Below are 17,466 nucleotides of genomic sequence, written 5' to 3'. Positions count from 1 at the left end.
CGCGGGATGAAATACGACATACACATCATCGGTGGCGGCCTCGCAGGCAGCGAAGCGGCGTGGCAACTGGCGCAGGCCGGGCTGAAGGTGCGCCTCTCCGAGATGCGGGGCGCCCCCGAAGAGCGTGGCGGCGAGATGACGCCCGCACACCAGACCGACGGGCTGGCCGAACTGGTCTGTTCCAACTCCTTCCGCTCCGACGACAGCGACAAGAACGCGGTCGGCCTGCTGCACGACGAGATGCGCCGCCTCGACTCCATCGTGATGGCGGCGGGCGAGAAAGCCCGGGTTCCGGCCGGATCGGCGATGGCGGTCGATCGCGATGTGTTCTCCGAAGAGGTCGAGCGCACGCTGGCGAACCATCCGAATATCGAGATCGTGCGCGAGCGGATCGATACCCTGCCCGACGCGGGCCTCACTATCGTCGCGACCGGTCCGCTGACCGCGCAGACACTGGCGGGCAGCATCGTCGAGGCGACCGGTGAGGACCGTCTGGCGTTCTTCGATGCGATCGCCCCGATCGTCCATCGCGATTCGATCGACATGAGCAAGTGCTGGATCCAGAGCCGCTGGAACAAGCGGACCGAGGCGAGCAACGAGGATGGCGACTACATCAACTGCCCGATGACGAAGGAGCAGTACGAAACCTTCGTGCAGGCGCTGGTCGACGGCGAAAAGACCGAATTCAAGCAATGGGAGGCAGACACCCCCTATTTCGACGGCTGCATGCCGATCGAGGTGATGGCGGAGCGCGGGATCGAGACCCTGCGCTACGGCCCGATGAAGGGCGTCGGGCTCGATAATCCCTACGACACCACCGAAGAGCATCCGCAGGGCCGCTGGCCCTATGCGGTCGTCCAGCTGCGGCAGGACAACAAGCACGGCACGCTGTGGAACATGGTCGGCTTCCAGACCAAGCTCAAATACGGCGCGCAGGTGGAGCTGTTCCGCACCATTCCGGGGCTCGAGAATGCCGAGTTCGCGCGGCTGGGCGGGCTGCACCGCAACACCTTCATCAATTCTCCGCTCGTGCTCGACCGGCAGCTGAGGCTCAAGAACGCGGGGCATATCCGCTTCGCCGGGCAGATCACCGGGTGCGAAGGCTATGTCGAAAGTTCGGCAATCGGTCTGATGGCAGGCCTGATGGCCGCGGCGGAGCATCGTGGGGAAGACTGGACCCTACCCCCCGCCACCACCGCGCTGGGTGCGCTGCTAAGCCACGTCACTGGCGATGCGGAGGCCGACACCTTCCAGCCGATGAACGTCAATTTCGGCCTCTTCCCGCCGCTGCACGAGGTGAAGAAGAAGCAGCGCAAGGAAGCCTATACGAGCCGCGCAAAGGCGGATCTGGGTGACTGGCTTGCGGCGCGCGAGCGCGTGCCCGCCTAGCAGCTGCAGCGCGGCTTTTTCGGCTTGCGGCTGGGTGCGGTGGTCGCGAACTCGGCCTGGCTCAGCACCCGGTCGCCATCCGCGTCGGCGCCATCGAACCGCTCCGCCGTGGCGACCGCCCATTCTTCGAAGGTCAGCAGGTTGTTACCGTCCCTGTCGAGCTTGCGGAACGCGTCGGTCCGGCTGGAGAGCATTTCGTTGCGGGTGATCTTGCGGTCGCGGTTGCGATCATAGCGGAAGAAGCGGCGCTCTTCGCGAGTGAGCTCGGTCGCCTGCGGCGGCGCGGGGCCCGTCATGTCCGCGACATCGGCCTGTGGCAGGGTCGGCTCGGCCGGAAGTTCGACCGGCTCGGGCGGAGGCGGTGCGGCTTCCTCCACCTGGGCGCGCCCCTGCCACCAGAAGAGGCCGATCCCGGCCATTGCGAGGCCCAGCACCGTTCCCAGCACCAGACGGTCCAGCCCCTGTCCCTTCATCGGCGTATCCCCCCGCCCTGTTCGCTATCGTCTCAGCGCCCTAGCATACCTGCACGGACCGCGGCGAGGAAGTCGCCTGGGCCGCCCAGGATAGGGCGTTCGCCCGCGAGGCTGCGCCCGCCGAGCGCACCGAGCACCGCGAACGGCCGCAAGGTACGCGGAAGGCGCGGGCCGGGCCGCTCTGACAAGGTCTGCTTGCGCGCCAGGGTTCGAACACGACCTGCATCTTCCGGCGACGAGCAGTGCTGCGCAAGATCGGCCGAGGACCACAGCAGCGCCGCATGATCGGTTGGCGAAGCCCCCCGCTGGCCCAGCGCCTGCGCCGCCACGGCCCAGGCCTTCGCACGCCCGCGCCCGAAGGCGGCGATCGCCTCCTTACCCAGCGGTCCTTCGGCCAGCAGGGCTTCCCAGCCATCGACCAGCTCACCGAGCTGCGCGACATCCGCATCCCATTGCGCCATCCGCGCCAGCAAGGGCTCGCCCCTGGGCCAGTCCGTGCGATCCTGCGCGAACCGGTCGCGCCACCAGGCCAGCTTGAGCTGCGCGATGATCGGCTCGCTCGCCTGGCGCACCGCGTCGGCCAGCCGCCGGTCGAGCGCGAAGAGATCTTCGAACACGGGCCGGTCCGTCCGCCGCGCGTAGGCAAGCGCCAGGATGATCGCAGGATCGTCTCGTAACGACGAATGGGCCGGGTTTTTCGGGCTTTCCACGGTGATTGCAATGCTCGGGTCTTAACCTCGCTTCAACCCCGATCGGTCAATAGGCGCACATCGCCCGCTATTATGGGTGGAGAGAGCCGTTGCCATCGACGATAAGGGAAAGGCAGACGTGAATTTTCTGATGCGCCTGCGCCGCGATGTCGCGGGCAACACCCTTGCGCTGGCAGCCGCTGCAATGATCCCGCTGATAGGGATCGTGGGCGGTGCGGTCGACATGAGCCGGCTCTACATCATCAAGACGCGCCTTCAGCACGCGTGCGACGCCGGCGCGCTTGCCGGGCGCAAGGCCATGGGTAGCGGCCAGTGGAGCCAGTCCAACTATGCTCCGCGGCGCGCGGCGGAAAAGTTCTTCGACGCGAACATCGCGTCCGACGCGTACGGGTCCAGGGATATGACCCGCACCTTTGTCGAAAGCGCGGGCAAGGTCACCGGCAATGCTTCGGCCGACGTGCCGATGAGCCTGATGAGCATTTTCGGGATCCAGCAGGAGACCATGACCGTCACCTGCGACGCCGAAATGCGCCTGCCGAACACAGACATCATGTTCGTGCTCGACGTGACCGGATCGATGAACGACAGAATCTCGGGTGAGTACACGAAGAAGATCGACAGCCTGAAGAATTCGGTCAAATGCTTTTACGAAATCGTCGCCCGGCGCGACACAGAGGCGAATTGCGCGACTGGCACGCCGAGTGGCGGCACGAGCAACGATGTGCAGATCCGCTTCGGTTTCGTGCCTTACAACACGAATGTGAATGTCGGTCGCTTGGTGCCGGCTTCCTATTTCAAGAACACCCACGACTATCAGACGCGCAAGACGATAATACCATACGGACCTTGGGGTGAGTGGTACGAGACTGACTGGACATCCTGCAACCAGCAGAATACGTGGACGGAACAATACCAACGTATCGAACGTGACTGGTGGACATGCCGATACAATAAGCGCGAACGCACGGCTGCGACGTACACATACAATAAGTTCACCGTCGACGTGAGCGGCTTCAAGATCGGCGATTTCAAAACCGGCGAGCCGAAATCCGCGACAGTCACGATCGGCGGAGATTTCACGCGGACCGTGGACTGGGCCGGATGCATCGAGGAACGCGAGACGGTGCGGTCCGGCAATTACTGGCCGATACCTTCGGGCGCATATGATCTCCAGATCGACCTGGCACCCACCAGCGACCGGACGCGCTGGGCCCCCGCGCTGCCCAGCCTTATTTATACGCGAGGTTCTCCCGACCCAAGGGAGTCGAATAGGTTTGAGCGAGATCCGATAGAAAACACCAACGATGAATACGGCCAACCCGCCGATTACTGCCCAACGGAAGCGAGGAAGCTTCAGGAATGGCCCGACGCGGGAAAGTTTGAAGACTACGTCGACAGCCTTACGCCCAACGGCAACACGTACCACGATATCGGCCTGCTCTGGGGTGCCCGGCTTATCTCGGCCAATGGCATTTTCCAGTCGGAAAACAAGTTGACGCCGAAGGGCGGCGAGATCGACCGGCACATCATCTTCATGACCGATGGGGATACTGTAGCAAATAACTACGACTACACCGCATACGGCGTTGGCTGGTTCGACCAGCGAACAACCAAGGGCAACAATTATAACGAACAGGTCAATGATCGCTTCAAGGCGCTGTGCAACGAGATCAAGAACATGACCCCGGAGGGTATCACCTTGTGGGTGGTGTCCTATGGCGACGGCACTCGCAATGATACCGAAACGCGCCTCAAGAAATGTGCGACGGCCGACACATATTACTTCCACGCGGCAGATTCCGCCGAGCTCGAAAAGACATTCAAGAAAATCGCGGACGACATTTCACAGCTGAGGCTGACGCGGTGAGGCCCCGCGCCCTTCTTCGCCGTCTCCGGGACGAGGAGACTGGCGCTGCGCTGGTCGAATTCGCGATCGTCGCGCCGGTCCTGTGCCTGATGCTGATGGGCGCATTCGACATCGGACATGCGCTTTACCTGCGCACGGTGACCGAAGGAATCATGCAGAAGGCCGGGCGCGATTCCACGCTGGAGACCAGTTCGAACACCAGCGCCCAGGACGCGCTCGACGACAGGGTCGAATCCCAGGTCCTCAAACTTGTGAAAAGCGCGGATGTCGATTTCGACCGCCGCTACTATCGTAGCTTCGCCGAGGCGAAAGCGGCCAAGCCCGAAACCTTCAATGATACCGACGGCAATGGTCGCTGCAACGGAGGCGAGGCGTACGAGGACGCCAACGGCAATAACGTGTGGGACGATGACGGCGGCAATCAGGGCCAGGGCGGCGCAAAGGATGCAGTGTATTACACTGTGACCGTCAAATATGATGCGCTGTTTCCGCTCTGGAAGATGATCAACGGCAGCCAGAAGCGGACCGTCACCGCGTCCACGATCCTGCGCAACCAGCCCTACAACGAACAGGGCAGCTACGCCGAGCCCGTGTGGAAGAACTGCCCATGATCGTCTCGATTGCCCGCAGGCTTCGCAGGCTCCGCGATCTTGCGCAGGACCGCAGCGGCCTCGCATTGATGGAGTTCGCAATCGCCCTGCCGGTGTTGCTGACGCTGACGCTGACCGGGGCGGAACTGGCCAATTACATCACGACCCGGATGCGGCTGAGCCAGCTTGCCCTGCACCTGGCAGACAACGCCGCGCGCGTCGGCGTGGGCGGGCCGCGCGAGGCGAAGAAGGTCTACGAATCCGATATTCTCGACCTGATGGACGGGGCGGAACTGCAGGCAGGCGGCCTCGCTCTCTACGACCGCGGCCGGATCGTCGTGACCAGTCTTGAACCGATGTCCGGGAACAATCCGAACAACAAGGCGCAAATCCGCTGGCAGCGCTGCAAGGGCGGCAAGACGTATGATTCGCCCTATGACGACCGGAAGACCAATCTCGACGGGATCGGCCCTGACGGCAGGCAGGCGGAGGTGCAGCCCGACGGGGTGACGATGTTCGTGGAAATCTACTACGAGTACCGCCCGCTGGTCTCCGCCGAACTGGTCCCCAGTATCGAAATCACCGAGTTCGCATCGATGATGGTGCGCGAACGGCGCGATACCGCGGGCGCCAACGGCGGGCTCTATCCCGTCTCTGGGGTGACACCGGCCACCTGCAACGCCCCATCGCCGTCACCTTCGCCTTCGCCTTCGCCTGGCGGTCCCTATAACGACAATGCCGCACCAGGCGTGTGCCACACCACCAAGAAGGATGGTTATCATTGCCACTGACGCTCTGGACGAGCGTCAGTCGGCGCGACTGACGGGCACAGACGCCCGCCAGCCACTTTGTCCCGCCTATTCCTCGACGTAGCAGACCTTCTTGACCGCCTTCACGATCGATGGCGTGTCGATCAGCGCCATCGCTTCGAGATTGGCGGCGTAGGGCAGCGGCACGTCCTCGTTGGTGACCCGCAGGACGGGCGCATCGAGATAGTCGAATCCCTCTTCCATGCAGATCGAGACGATTTCCGACGCAATCGAGCAGGTCGGCCAGCCTTCTTCGGCCACGACCATGCGGTTGGTCTTCTTCAGGCTTTCGAGCACGGTTTCCCGGTCGAGCGGGCGGAGCGTGCGCAGGTCGATCACCTCGGCGTCGATACCGTCCTCGGCCAGCTTCTCCGCCGCTTCGAGCGCCAGGCCGACCGCGATCGAGTAGCTGACGATTGTGACATCGCTGCCTTCGCGCACGATCCGCGCCTTGCCGATGGGAAGGACATAATCCTCCATATCGGGCACGTCGAAGCTGCGGCCATAGACCAGCTCGTTTTCGAGGAAGACGACCGGATCTTCGGAACGGATCGCGGCCTTCATCAGGCCCTTGGCATCGGCCGCGTCGTAGGGCGCGATCACGATCAGACCGGGGACGCTGGCGTACCACGGTCCGTAGTTCTGGCTGTGCTGCGCACCGACGCGCGATGCTGCACCGTTGGGCCCGCGGAACACGATCGGGCAGCGCATCTGGCCACCGCTCATATAGTTGGTCTTCGCAGCCGAGTTCACGATGTGATCGATCGCCTGCATCGCGAAGTTGAAGGTCATGAACTCGACGATCGGGCGCAGACCGCCCATCGCTGCGCCCGTGCCCAGCCCGGCAAAGCCGTATTCGGTGATCGGCGTATCGACCACGCGGCGCGCGCCGAATTCGTCGAGCAGACCCTGCGTGACCTTGTAGGCGCCCTGATACTCGGCGACTTCCTCGCCCATCACGAACACGCGCTCGTCCCGGCGCATTTCTTCGGCCATGGCGTCGCGCAGAGCTTCGCGCACGCTGGTCGAGACCATGCTGGTTCCTTCGGGGATCGCAGGATCGCTGGCCGGCGAGCGGGTCGGCTTCTCGGCGGTGTCGGTCACGTCGGCCTCGGACGGTTCGCGCCCGACATCCTTGCCCTCGCCTTCCACATCGTCCTTCTCGCCGGATGCGTCATCGGACTTGGCGGCGGGCGCTTCGACATCGCCGACATCCTCGCCTTCGTCGGCCATCATCGCGATGACCGCACCTACAGATACGCCTTCGGTGCCTTCCTCGACGAGAATCTTGGCCAGCGTGCCTTCGTCGACTGCTTCGAATTCCATCGTCGCCTTGTCGGTCTCGATCTCCGCGATGATGTCGCCGATCTCGATCTTGTCACCTTCGGACTTGAGCCACTTGGAGAGGGTGCCTTCTTCCATCGTCGGGGAAAGCGCGGGCATCTTCAGTTCGGTTGCCATCGCTCAATACTCCTCCACCAGAACATCGGTGTAGAGTTCCTTGCCTTCCGGCTCGGGCGAATTCTCCGCAAAGTCCGCGGCTTCGGAAACCCGCGAACGGATGCCCTTGTCGATCTCCTTCAACTCGTCCTCGCTCTTGCCCTGCTCGATCAGCGTCTTCTTGATCCGCTCGATCGGGTCGTGGTGATCCTTCTGGTCCTGCACCTCTTCGCGGGTGCGGTATTTCGCCGGGTCGGACATCGAGTGCCCGCGGTAGCGGTAGGTGTTGCACTCCATCAGCACCGGGCCGTTGCCCTCGCGCACATGCTTGAACGCGACTTCGGCGGCCTGGCGGACCTCCAGCACGTTCATGCCGTCGACTTCCATGCCGGGAATGCGGAAGCTCGTACCGCGGCGGTAGAAGCGCGTTTCGGCGGAGCTGCGCTTGGTCGCGGTGCCCATCGCGTACTGGTTGTCTTCCACGACGAAGCAGATCGGCAGGTTCCACAGCGCGGCCATGTTGAACGCTTCGTACACCTGGCCCTGGTTGGCAGCCCCGTCGCCGAAATAGGCGAGCGTCATGCCGCCGTCCTCGTTGTACTTGTGCGCAAAGGCCAGCCCTGCGCCCAGCGGCACCTGCGCGCCGACGATGCCGTGCCCGCCATAGAACTTATGCTCGGTGCTGAACATGTGCATCGAGCCGCCCTTGCCCTTGGAGATGCCGGCCTGGCGGCCGGTCAGCTCCGCCATGATCACCTTGGGATCGATCCCATAAGCCAGCATGTGGCCATGGTCACGATAGCCCGTGATGACCGAGTCCTTGTCGTTGTCGAGCGCGGACTGAAGCCCGATCGCAACCGCTTCCTGGCCGATATAGAGGTGGCAGAAGCCGCCGATCAGGCCGAGGCCGTATAGCTGGCCCGCGCGTTCCTCGAAACGGCGGATCAGCAGCATCTGCTCGTAGAAACGCAGCATCTGATCGTCGCTCGCGTCGAAGGTCTTGTTCTTCTCGAACGCGTCCTGCAGCGAGTTCAGCGCGAAATCGGGATCGTCGATCGCAGCCAGGTTTTCGCCCTGCGGGGCCTTGTTGTTCGTGGCGGGTTTCTTGGCCAAGTGATGCTCCTTCGCAGGCTGGCGACCATATTCGCCAACGCCCATGACGTAACGTCAGCAAGCTTGCAATGGTTGCGCAGCGATTGGGGGGTGCGGGATGATTGGGTCGGGGCAAAATTACCGCCGATCGTCCCGATCCGTCAACGGCGGCGGCCCGATCAGCCGGTCAATCGCGCTTCGCAGGCGAGTCCGGCTTGGGCAGGATCACCTCGTCCGGGTGCACGACATTGAGATTACGCCGCATCATTTCCACCACCATGTCCGGATCGGCGTTGTCCGGGTCGAGTGCGTCGACCCGCTGGCGCAGCCCGTCGCGCTGTTCTCGCAGCGCAGCGATCCGCGCCTCGCGCTGGGCGAGCGCGTTGGACGCATCGCTCCACGCGAAAATTCCGCTGGGCCCCGCAATCGCCATGCCGCCCATCAGCAGCAGTGCGGCGAGCGCGAGCCCCTGCGTCACCCGTTCCCGCCGGGCGGCGCGGCTCTTTTTGAGGATAGCCTGTTTGGCAGTCATCTGCTTGGCGATGTTCATTGGTTTCCCTTGAATCACAAGGACTCGCCCCAGGCAAGTCCCAATTGCGCGCCTTCGAACCGGAAGGTGCCGACCGCACGGATTTCCGCCCTGCGCCCACGGAACCGCACGCCCTGCCCGCCCGTTCCCTAACATTGACAGGCGGACGCGGCAGACCTAGCTCGACGCCATCGATGGGCGCGCCTCCCCGACTATGAGCTGCCTCCGCCCGTCACGAAACAACGCATTGTGATGGAGGATGCCGATATGGCGGACCTGTTCGAAAACCCCGTGGGCCTCGACGGCTTCGAGTTCGTGGAATTCTGCGCCCCCGAAAAGGGCACGCTTGAGCCGGTGTTCGAGGCGATGGGCTTCACCCACGTCGCCAACCACCGTTCGAAGGATGTGCAGCTCTGGCGCCAGGGCAACATCAATCTCGTCACCAATTACGAACCGATGAGCGCGGCGTGGTATTTCGCCCGCGAGCATGGCCCGGCCGCCTGCGGCATGGGTTTCCGCGTGAAGGACGCCGCCGAAGCCTGGGCCCGGCTGATGGATGCCGGCGCAGAGCCGGTCGATACGCAGACCGGCCCGATGGAACTCTCGATCCCCGCGATCAGGGGCATCGGCGGCGCGCTGATCTACATCATCGATCGCTATGCCGATGAAGGCGCGGACGATCTGTCGATCTACGACATCGATTTCGAATATCTCGACGGAGTCGAGAAATTCCCCGAAGGCGCGGGCTTCCAGCGGATCGACCACCTGACGCACAACGTCTACGGCGGACGGATGAAGTACTGGGCCGACTGGTACGAAAACCTGTTCAACTTCCAGGAAATTCGCTTTTTCGACATCAAGGGCGAATATACCGGCCTGACCTCGAAGGCGCTGACCGCGCCCGACGGCAAGATCCGCATCCCGCTCAACGAGGAAGCCAAAGGCGGCGGCGGCCAGATCGAGGAATTCCTGCGCGAATTCAACGGTGAAGGCATCCAGCACATCGCCCTGATCTGCGACGATCTTATCGCGGCGTGGGACAAGCTCAAGGAATTCGGCGTGCCGTTCATGACCGCACCGCCCGAAACCTATTACGAAATGCTGCCCGGCCGCCTGCCCGATCACGGCCAGCCGGTTGAGGAACTGAAGACCCGCGGCATCCTGCTCGACGGGACGACCGAAGGCGGCCAGCCCCGCCTGCTCCTGCAGATCTTTGCAGAAGCGCAGGTCGGCCCGGTGTTCTTCGAGTTCATCCAGCGCAAGGGTGACGAAGGCTTCGGCGAAGGCAACTTCAAGGCCCTGTTCGAAAGCATGGAGCGCGATCAGGTGCGCCGCGGTGTGTTGAATGTCGAAGACGCGAAGACCGTGTCCGAGCCAGCAGAATGAACGAAGCGAGCCACCCCGTAAAACTGGGCGGCGTGCACCACGCCGCCTACCGCTGCAAAGACGCTAAAGAGACGGTCGAGTGGTACGAGAAGGTGCTGGGTATGGAATATACCAGCGCCTTTTCGGAGGACCATGTGCCCTCCACCGGCGAGTACGATCCGTACATGCATGTCTTCCTCGACGCGGGAAATGGCAACATCCTCGCCTTCTTCGAGCTGCCCAACCAGAAGGACATGGGCCGCGACGAGAATACGCCGCAATGGGTGCAGCACCTGGCCTTCAAGGTCGCGGACGAGGATGCGCTGGTCGGCGCAAAGGATCACATCGAAGGCCTCGGCATCGACGTGCTCGGCCCGACGCACCACGGCATCTTCAAGTCGATCTATTTCTTCGACCCCAATGGCCACCGCGTGGAACTGGCTGCCGATATCGGCACGGACGAGCAGTATGCCGAACTCAAGCGCGTCGCCATGCCAATGCTCGACGAATGGAGCGAGACCAAAAAGGCCCCGCAGCACGCCGCCTGGCTGCACGAAATCGCGCGCGGCGAGCACGCCAAGGCCAAGGGCGAGTAGCCCGAATCTGCGATACCGGCTTTCGGGCATTCCGGAACCTGCCCCGCTTTTGCGCCGTTAGTGGCGCAAAACGGGGAGTTTCATGAGCGTACCGAACACCACGCCCGCGGGCGAGACCTACGACCAAAACGTCAACACGCTGGGCACGTTGCAGGACCAGCTGGTCGACATGGCGGAGGGCTTCATCCGCGCCCTCCCCAACATTGCCATTGCCGTCGTAATTCTGCTGATCACTTGGATCGTCGCCCGCATCGCGGTGCGCGCGGTCGGCGGCGCGATCGGCAAGACCGAGATGCGCCCCTCGCTCCAGAACCTGATCGACACCGTCGTGAAGCTGGGCATCTGGATCATCGGGCTGATGATCGCGCTGATCGTGGTCATGCCGGGCATGACCCCCGCCAGCCTGATTGCCGGGCTAGGCATCGGCGCGGTCGCCATAGGCTTCGCATTTCAGGACATCTTCGAGAATTTCCTCGCCGGCGTGCTCATCATGCTGCGCGAGAAGATGCGCATCGGCGACGTGATCGAGTGCGAGGGGATCAAGGGCAAGGTGGAGCACATCACCCTTCGGGAAACGCACGTGCGCAAGCTGTCGGGCGAGCTGACGATCGTGCCCAACTCGATGATCTTCAAGAACCCGGTCGAGATCCTGACCGACGAGAACCTGCGCCGCCACGAAGTGATCGCCGGCGTCTCTTACGACACCGATCTGGACCACGCGGCCGAGGTGATCCGCCAGGCGGTGGAAGCCGTCGAAGGGATCGAGATGGACAAGGGCGTCGACATCTTCGCGACCACCTTCAACTCCAGCTCGGTGGATTTCCTCGTGCGCTGGCACGCCGGCTCTACCCCGCGCGATGGGTGGCAATCGAAGGATAAGGTCGTGCGCGCGATCAAGCGCGGGCTGGACGAAGCAGGGATCGAGATTCCCTTCCCCTATGTCACCCACACCTTCAAGGAGCGGGTTCCGCTGGGGCGTGAGCCGGGCGAGAGCGCGGAGTAAGCCGCGCTCGCCGGCTATCTCACCGCTGCGAGATCTTCGAGAAAGTCGTGGATGCGCTGGGCGTTCACCCCGAGGTCGCCCACCCCCACCCGGCTGACCGAACGCATATCGACGAGGCTGCGGCCCGGCCCGTCGGGGCGTACGCGGATGACGACCTCATCCTCGAACCGGATGTAAGAGGCGTAGGCGGTCGCTTCGAGGCGGCCTTCATCCGGGGATACGGCACGGATTGTCCACCCGCGTGCCGCCGCCAGCGTCTCGGCATCGCGGATCGTCTGTTCAACCGGGCGATCGAGCACGACGCTGCGCAGGTCCGGGTAGCCGATTTGGTGCAGCTTAACCCACTCGGACGGCTCCATCAGCCCGCGCATATTGTCGTCCGGCAGGGTAATCGCCTCGAATTGCGGCACATCGGCAAGGTCGGTGCTCGCATCGTGGATCATCGGCGCATCGGCCCCCATTGCGACACGGATCCCCACGGTTCCGACGAAGCCCAGTGCGATCAGGAAACCGAGCGTCGCGGCGCGGCGCGCGGGCCATCCTGTGCGCCAGTTGAGGAGCAGCGCGATCAGACCGATGACGAGCGCGGCGAGCGCGAAAGGCACCGAGTTTACGAGGTAACCAAAGCCCTCAAGCTTACCAATCGTGTCGTAGCGCGCCAGCGTCATCCCGGTAAACGCAGCGATCGTCGCGCAGGCCGCCAGCAGCAGGGCGAGCCACGAAAGACCCCGGGTGAATTTGTGAGTCATGCCTGCGCCCCCGCATGCCGGAATGATGGTGCGCCCGACAGGATTCGAACCTGTGGCCCCCAGATTAGGAATCTGATGCTCTATCCGACTGAGCTACGGGCGCGCCGGCAGCAGCATTAGCCAGCCCTCCGCCAGCCTGCAATCCTGCTTAGTTGGTCTCTTCGGGCGGGGTGAACGGGATCAGCAGCGGAGCAAGGGCAATTCCCTCTTCCAGCAATTCGCGCGCTTGCCTGGCATCGGCCTTGCCGTGGATCAGCGCCGCGTCCTTCTCGCCATAATGCATCGCGCGGCTTTCCTCGGCGAAACGATCGCCGACATAGGTGCTGTCCTTGATCGTATCGGCCTGGATTTGCGCCAGCTTCTGCATCGCCTCGCGCAGCGCGGGCGGAATCGCCCCGCCCTGGCTGGCGACCTCGTCTCTGGAGTCGTCCGCCTCCGCGACCGTAGCACGCGCAGCATTGCCCTTGGCGGGCACGGCTGGCGCCATCGGGGCCTTGGCCACATCGGCCGATCCGCATTGCGGACACGCGAGCAGGCCCTTTGCGCCCTGATCCTCGAACGCGGAGGACGAGCGGAACCAGCCTTCGAATCGATGGCCCGCATCGCAGGAAAGGTCGAACACGATCATGGCTGCGCCCGATCAGGAATCGCGCGCCGATTGGCAAGGCTGGGCACCTGCGCGCGCACCTTCGCAATCCGCTCGGCATCGATCTGCGCAAAACCGACACCGGCTTCATCGCCCATGTCGAGCAGAACCTCCCCCCACGGATCGACCACCAGCGAGTGGCCGTAGGTTCTGCGGCCATCGGCATGCTCGCCCACCTGTGCGGCGGCGACCACGAAGGCGCTCGCCTCGATCGCCCGTGCCCGCACCAGCGTGTGCCAGTGGGCAGAGCCGGTGGGCACGGTGAACGCGGCCGGAATCGCAATCATGTCGCACTTTGCGCGTCCCAGCGCGTCGAACAGCGCGGGAAAGCGAATATCGTAGCAGATCGTGAGGCCGAGCCGCCCCACCGGCGTGTCCCCGGTCACCGACAGCGCCTCGCCCGGCTGGTAGGCGTTGGATTCGCGCCAGCTCTCGCCACTATCGAGGTCGACGTCGAACATGTGCAGCTTGTCGTACCGGCCCGCGATTTCGCCCGTGGACGCAATCAGCAGGGAGCGGTTGGCGAGCATCCCGTTTGCCAGCCGGACCGGCAGGCCGAAGCTCGCCCAGATCGCGTGTTCGCGCGCAGCAGCGCACAACCGATCGACCAATCCGGCATAGCCATCGCTCGCCATCGTCTCGGCGGCGCGCTTGCGATCCCGGTCGAGCAACAGCGCCATTTCGGGCGCGAACAGCAGGTCCGCCCCGCCCTTGCGCGCCTCGGCCATGGCATCGGTTAGAGCATCGGCATTGGCCTGCGGGTCGATGCCCGAGGTCATCTGGAAGACGGCAAGCTTGCTCATCCTGAGATCCGCGTCAGCCTTCCAGCAGCGCGTCGAGCTTGCCCTCGCGCTCCAGCGCATGGAGCTCGTCCGACCCGCCGACGTGGGTATCGCCGATGAAGATCTGCGGCACGGTGCGCGCATTCGGCGCGCGCTGCTGCATCTCGTCCTTCTTTTCGCCGCCCATGGTGATGTCGTACTCGTTGAAATCGACGCCCTTCTTCTCGAGCAGCGATTTGGCGCGGAAGCAGTAACCGCAACCGAACTTGGTGTAGATATCGACGTTCGCTGCCACTGGTAAAATCCTTCTTTTTGCGCTGCGAGGGAGCTCTTGCACCCATCGGGGCGCTCCCTACATTCGATGTGTCCGGCGATGCCATAACGGGTCGCTGCGGACACCATGTAACTGACAGAATCGCTCAATGGAGGATTTGTTTCAATGGCACGTATCGACTTCACCCCCTATCGCCGCAGCACCGTTGGCTTCGATCACCTGTTCGACCTGCTCGAAAGTTCGGTCCGCAATTCCGGCGACAATTATCCCCCTTTCAACATCGAGAAGCGCGGCGACGATGATTTCCGCATCACGCTGGCGCTCGCGGGCTTCCGCGCAGACGATATCGACATCACCGCCCAGCAGAACCTGCTGACCGTCACCGGTCGCAAGCAGGAAGAAGCGCGGAGCGAGGAGAGCGAGATGCTCCATGTCGGCATCGCGAACCGCGGGTTCGAGCGGCGCTTCGAACTGGCCGATCACGTCCGCGTTTCCAACGCCGATCTGGCCGATGGTCTCCTGGTGATCGACCTGGTGCGCGAAGTGCCTGAGGCCATGAAGCCGAAGAAAATCGCGATCAACGGCCAGCAGGCTACCTCGCTAAGCATCGTGGACGGATCGGAAACCGATTCGGATCGCGACGCCGCCTAAGGCAACACGCCAAACACCGACAATCCGGCCCGCCCCTCATCACAGATGACGGGGCGGGTTTTCTTTTTTCGACGAATTTCGTGAGTGTTTGGGGCGACCCCGCAAGGAGCCGCCCCACGGCATAGGCCGCCTTGGCCGGGTCTGCCCGTCCGGGTCGCAGAAGACGGTCAAACCCGGGACAAGCTCTTAAAGGAAACACCCAAGAAGCGTTGCCCCCACAACGCGTGCGTCGTGAGCTATGGCGCAAAACAGGATAAAGATAAAGAGGGCTTCGATTTAAGCATAGCCCAATGCAGTTCAGGCTATGCTTTGTAAGCCCAGTCTACGCCTAGACGAGCCGCGACTGCCGGAGTGCAGCGGCCACGAAGCCTGCGAACAGCGGGTGCGGATCGAACGGGCGCGACTTCAGTTCCGGGTGGAACTGAACCCCCACGAACCACGGATGGTCGGGCCGTTCGACGATTTCGGGCAGCAGGCCGTCGGGCGACATGCCGGAGAAGACCAGACCGTCATTCTCGAGCCGCTCGCGGTAGGCGTTGTTCACCTCGTAGCGGTGGCGATGGCGTTCGGAAATCTCGCTCGCACCGCCGTAGATCTCGCCAATGCGGCTCCCTTCGGACAGCTTCGCCTCATAGGCGCCGAGCCGCATCGTACCGCCGAGGTCTCCGTCGGCAGCGCGGGTTTCCAGACCTTCCTTGGTCATCCATTCGGTGATGATGCCCACGACGGGCTCGTCCGTCTCGCCGAACTCGGTCGAGGATGCATTGGCGACACCCGCCGCGCGCGCGCTCTCGATGCAGGCCATCTGCATGCCGAGGCAGATGCCGAAGAACGGCACCTTGCGCTCGCGCGCGAAGCGCACGCTGGCGATCTTGCCCTCGCTCCCGCGCTCGCCGAAGCCGCCGGGCACGAGAATGCCGTGCAGCGGCTCCAGCTCGGCGACGATCTCGGACGGATCGCGCTCGAACACTTCGGCGTCGATCCACTTGAGGTGGACCTTGGCCTTGTTCGCCATGCCGCCGTGGATCAGCGCCTCGTTGAGCGATTTGTACGCGTCTTTCAGGCCGACATATTTGCCGACCACGCCGATCGTCACTTCGCCTTCAGGGTAGAAGTAGCGATCGGTCACCTCGCGCCAGGGGGCCAGATCGGGCTCGGGCGCGTCGGAAATGCCGAACCCGCGCAGCACTTCGCGGTCGAGGCCTTCCTGGTGGTACTGCAGCGGCACCGCGTAGATCGACTTCGCGTCGAGCGCGGGGATGACCGCTTCGGGCCGCACGTTGCAGAAATTGGCGATCTTGCGCCGCTCGGCCTCGGGCAGGAAATGCTCGGACCGGCACAGCAGGATGTCGGGCTTGATGCCGAGCGCGGCGAGTTCGCGGACCGAGTGCTGCGTCGGCTTGGTCTTCAGCTCGCCCGCCGCGGCGATGTAGGGCACCAGCGTGACGTGCACGCTGAGCGTCTGCATCGGCTCCAGTTCGTTCCTGAGCTGGCGGATCGCTTCCATGAAGGGCAGCGATTCGATGTCGCCGACCGTCCCGCCGATCTCGCACAGGATGAAATCGTGATCGCCCTGATCGGCCAGCGCGAACGCCTTGATCGCATCGGTGACGTGGGGAACCACCTGGACGGTCGCGCCGAGGTAGTCGCCGCGCCGTTCCTTGGCGATGATGTCCTGATAGACCCGGCCCGAAGTGATGTTGTCGCCCTGGTGCGCCGACACGCCGGTGAAGCGTTCGTAGTGCCCCAGGTCGAGATCGGTCTCCGCCCCGTCGTCGGTCACGTAGACCTCGCCGTGCTGATACGGGCTCATCGTGCCCGGATCGACGTTCAGGTAAGGATCGAACTTGCGGATGCGGACCTTGTAGCCGCGCGCCTGCAGCAACGCGCCGAGCGATGCCGCCATGAGACCTTTGCCGAGCGACGAGACCACGCCGCCGGTGATGAAAATATACCGCGCCATGGGATTTGGCCCTTACGTGTCGAGTGCGGGCGAGCGCAAGCCATCGCGGCGCGAATGCACGCTCAATCCCCGCATTTGCGTTGGAATTTTACTCGGTTGCGCCTTCGAGCGGATCTGCTGCCGCGCTATCGTCGCCCTGCGGGACCGAATCGACCGGCGGATCGCCGTCGAGCCCTTCGCTATCGAGCGGACCGTCTTCGGCCAGCGGATCGGCAGGAACAGGAGCGGTCACGTTGCGATCGAGCGTCGATTCGATCGCATCGCCGCCCGACATGTCGACCGCAATCGCGGCCATCACGATCGACAGGACGACGAACACCGCCGCCAGCCACCGGGTGGCGCGGGTCAGGAAGTCCGCCGCACCGCGCGCGCTCATCATTCCGCCGGGCGAACCGCCGCCACCGATGCCAAGGCCCCCGCCTTCGGAACGCTGCATCAGGATGACGCCGACCAGTGACGCCGCGATCAGGGCCTGCAGAACGGTGAGGAAGAGAAACATCGAAGGTTACCGCTTTCGAGAAATGATGGGGAGAGAGCT

General features: G+C 63.6%; 19 protein-coding genes and 1 tRNA gene. 8 read left to right on the top strand and 12 right to left on the bottom strand.

All coding sequences use genetic code 11. From position 1 onward, the window contains the following. Positions 1–6: 6 nt before the first annotated feature. On the top strand, positions 7–1,389 hold the full coding sequence (trmFO, locus tag ACYQ0L_RS01130; RefSeq protein ID WP_459788003.1) for a methylenetetrahydrofolate--tRNA-(uracil(54)-C(5))-methyltransferase (FADH(2)-oxidizing) TrmFO: 1,383 nt from the start codon (positions 7–9) through the stop codon (positions 1,387–1,389). On the opposite strand, the gene ACYQ0L_RS01125 is transcribed toward trmFO, so the two are convergent. Together ACYQ0L_RS01125 and ACYQ0L_RS01120 are read right to left on the bottom strand one after the other, a co-directional pair. Continuing rightward, positions 1,386–1,862, bottom strand: a complete 477-nt coding sequence (locus ACYQ0L_RS01125; protein WP_459787088.1) for an EF-hand domain-containing protein — start codon at positions 1,860–1,862, stop codon at positions 1,386–1,388. The genes trmFO and ACYQ0L_RS01125 overlap by 4 nt on opposite strands. Positions 1,863–1,894: 32 nt before the next feature. Beyond that, the gene (locus ACYQ0L_RS01120) at positions 1,895–2,572 is read right to left on the bottom strand and encodes an isoprenoid biosynthesis enzyme family protein (protein WP_459787087.1); all 678 of its coding nucleotides are present in this window, start codon (positions 2,570–2,572) and stop codon (positions 1,895–1,897) included. Between the two features lie 118 nt (positions 2,573–2,690). Here ACYQ0L_RS01120 and ACYQ0L_RS01115 point away from each other — a divergent pair, with 118 nt between their 5' ends. Genes ACYQ0L_RS01115 through ACYQ0L_RS01105 form a run of 3 tightly spaced genes read left to right on the top strand, consistent with a single transcriptional unit; the run spans position 2,691 to position 5,820 of the window. Then, positions 2,691–4,439, top strand: coding sequence for a pilus assembly protein (locus tag ACYQ0L_RS01115; protein WP_459787086.1), 1,749 nt, complete (start codon positions 2,691–2,693; stop codon positions 4,437–4,439). Continuing rightward, positions 4,436–5,050: a TadE/TadG family type IV pilus assembly protein gene (locus ACYQ0L_RS01110; RefSeq protein WP_459787085.1), complete on the top strand. Its 615-nt coding sequence runs from the start codon at positions 4,436–4,438 to the stop codon at positions 5,048–5,050. The genes ACYQ0L_RS01115 and ACYQ0L_RS01110 overlap by 4 nt, the downstream gene beginning before the upstream one ends. Then, complete coding sequence (locus ACYQ0L_RS01105) at positions 5,047–5,820, top strand: TadE/TadG family type IV pilus assembly protein (RefSeq protein WP_459787084.1); 774 nt, start codon at positions 5,047–5,049, stop codon at positions 5,818–5,820. The genes ACYQ0L_RS01110 and ACYQ0L_RS01105 overlap by 4 nt, the downstream gene beginning before the upstream one ends. Before the next feature lie 66 nt (positions 5,821–5,886). Here ACYQ0L_RS01105 and ACYQ0L_RS01100 read toward each other — a convergent pair whose 3' ends face one another. The 3 genes from ACYQ0L_RS01100 to ACYQ0L_RS01090 form a co-directional block, all read right to left on the bottom strand. After that, on the bottom strand, positions 5,887–7,299 hold the full coding sequence (locus ACYQ0L_RS01100) for a pyruvate dehydrogenase complex E1 component subunit beta (RefSeq protein ID WP_459787083.1): 1,413 nt from the start codon (positions 7,297–7,299) through the stop codon (positions 5,887–5,889). A 3-nt stretch (positions 7,300–7,302) separates the two neighbouring features. After that, a complete protein-coding gene (gene pdhA / locus ACYQ0L_RS01095) occupies positions 7,303–8,391 on the bottom strand; it encodes a pyruvate dehydrogenase (acetyl-transferring) E1 component subunit alpha (RefSeq protein WP_459787082.1) in 1,089 nt (362 codons plus the stop codon). Positions 8,392–8,557: 166 nt separating this feature from the next. After that, positions 8,558–8,920 carry an FtsB family cell division protein gene (locus ACYQ0L_RS01090; RefSeq protein ID WP_459787081.1) on the bottom strand — a complete coding sequence of 121 codons (363 nt, stop codon included), beginning with the start codon at positions 8,918–8,920 and terminating at the stop codon, positions 8,558–8,560. 231 nt (positions 8,921–9,151) lie between these two features. On the opposite strand from ACYQ0L_RS01090, the gene hppD reads away from it, so the two are divergent. From hppD to ACYQ0L_RS01075, 3 genes are all read left to right on the top strand, one after another. Beyond that, positions 9,152–10,285 (top strand): 4-hydroxyphenylpyruvate dioxygenase, encoded by a 1,134-nt coding sequence (gene hppD, locus ACYQ0L_RS01085; RefSeq protein WP_459787080.1) that lies wholly within the window; start codon positions 9,152–9,154, stop codon positions 10,283–10,285. Then, positions 10,282–10,860 carry a VOC family protein gene (locus tag ACYQ0L_RS01080; RefSeq protein ID WP_459787079.1) on the top strand — a complete coding sequence of 193 codons (579 nt, stop codon included), beginning with the start codon at positions 10,282–10,284 and terminating at the stop codon, positions 10,858–10,860. The genes hppD and ACYQ0L_RS01080 overlap by 4 nt, the downstream gene beginning before the upstream one ends. 82 nt (positions 10,861–10,942) lie before the next feature. After that, the gene (locus tag ACYQ0L_RS01075; protein WP_459787078.1) at positions 10,943–11,863 is read left to right on the top strand and encodes a mechanosensitive ion channel family protein; all 921 of its coding nucleotides are present in this window, start codon (positions 10,943–10,945) and stop codon (positions 11,861–11,863) included. A 14-nt stretch (positions 11,864–11,877) separates the two neighbouring features. Here ACYQ0L_RS01075 and ACYQ0L_RS01070 read toward each other — a convergent pair whose 3' ends face one another. The 5 genes from ACYQ0L_RS01070 to grxC all read right to left on the bottom strand — a co-directional run bounded on the left by ACYQ0L_RS01070 (position 11,878) and on the right by grxC (position 14,335). Beyond that, complete coding sequence (locus ACYQ0L_RS01070; protein WP_459787077.1) at positions 11,878–12,612, bottom strand: DUF1499 domain-containing protein; 735 nt, start codon at positions 12,610–12,612, stop codon at positions 11,878–11,880. Positions 12,613–12,638: 26 nt separating this feature from the next. Next, positions 12,639–12,715 (bottom strand) — tRNA-Arg (locus tag ACYQ0L_RS01065). A gap of 45 nt (positions 12,716–12,760) precedes the next feature. Next, positions 12,761–13,240, bottom strand: a complete 480-nt coding sequence (locus ACYQ0L_RS01060; RefSeq protein WP_459787076.1) for a DUF1178 family protein — start codon at positions 13,238–13,240, stop codon at positions 12,761–12,763. After that, complete coding sequence (locus ACYQ0L_RS01055; RefSeq protein ID WP_459787075.1) at positions 13,237–14,061, bottom strand: carbon-nitrogen hydrolase family protein; 825 nt, start codon at positions 14,059–14,061, stop codon at positions 13,237–13,239. Before ACYQ0L_RS01055 ends, ACYQ0L_RS01060 begins: the two co-directional genes overlap by 4 nt. Before the next feature lie 13 nt (positions 14,062–14,074). Then, positions 14,075–14,335, bottom strand: coding sequence for a glutaredoxin 3 (gene grxC / locus ACYQ0L_RS01050; protein ID WP_459787074.1), 261 nt, complete (start codon positions 14,333–14,335; stop codon positions 14,075–14,077). Positions 14,336–14,479: 144 nt separating this feature from the next. On the opposite strand from grxC, the gene ACYQ0L_RS01045 reads away from it, so the two are divergent. Continuing rightward, positions 14,480–14,965, top strand: coding sequence for an Hsp20 family protein (locus ACYQ0L_RS01045; RefSeq protein WP_459787073.1), 486 nt, complete (start codon positions 14,480–14,482; stop codon positions 14,963–14,965). Positions 14,966–15,293: 328 nt separating this feature from the next. On the opposite strand, the gene pyrG is transcribed toward ACYQ0L_RS01045, so the two are convergent. Together pyrG and secG are read right to left on the bottom strand one after the other, a co-directional pair. Next, positions 15,294–16,928 (bottom strand): CTP synthase, encoded by a 1,635-nt coding sequence (pyrG, locus tag ACYQ0L_RS01040; protein WP_459787072.1) that lies wholly within the window; start codon positions 16,926–16,928, stop codon positions 15,294–15,296. Between the two features lie 88 nt (positions 16,929–17,016). After that, positions 17,017–17,427, bottom strand: a complete 411-nt coding sequence (gene secG / locus ACYQ0L_RS01035; RefSeq protein ID WP_459787071.1) for a preprotein translocase subunit SecG — start codon at positions 17,425–17,427, stop codon at positions 17,017–17,019. Between the last annotated feature and the right edge of the window lie 39 nt (positions 17,428–17,466).

Source organism: Alteriqipengyuania triglochinis (genome assembly GCF_054655655.1).
This window is presented reverse-complemented; position numbering and strand designations above follow the sequence as displayed.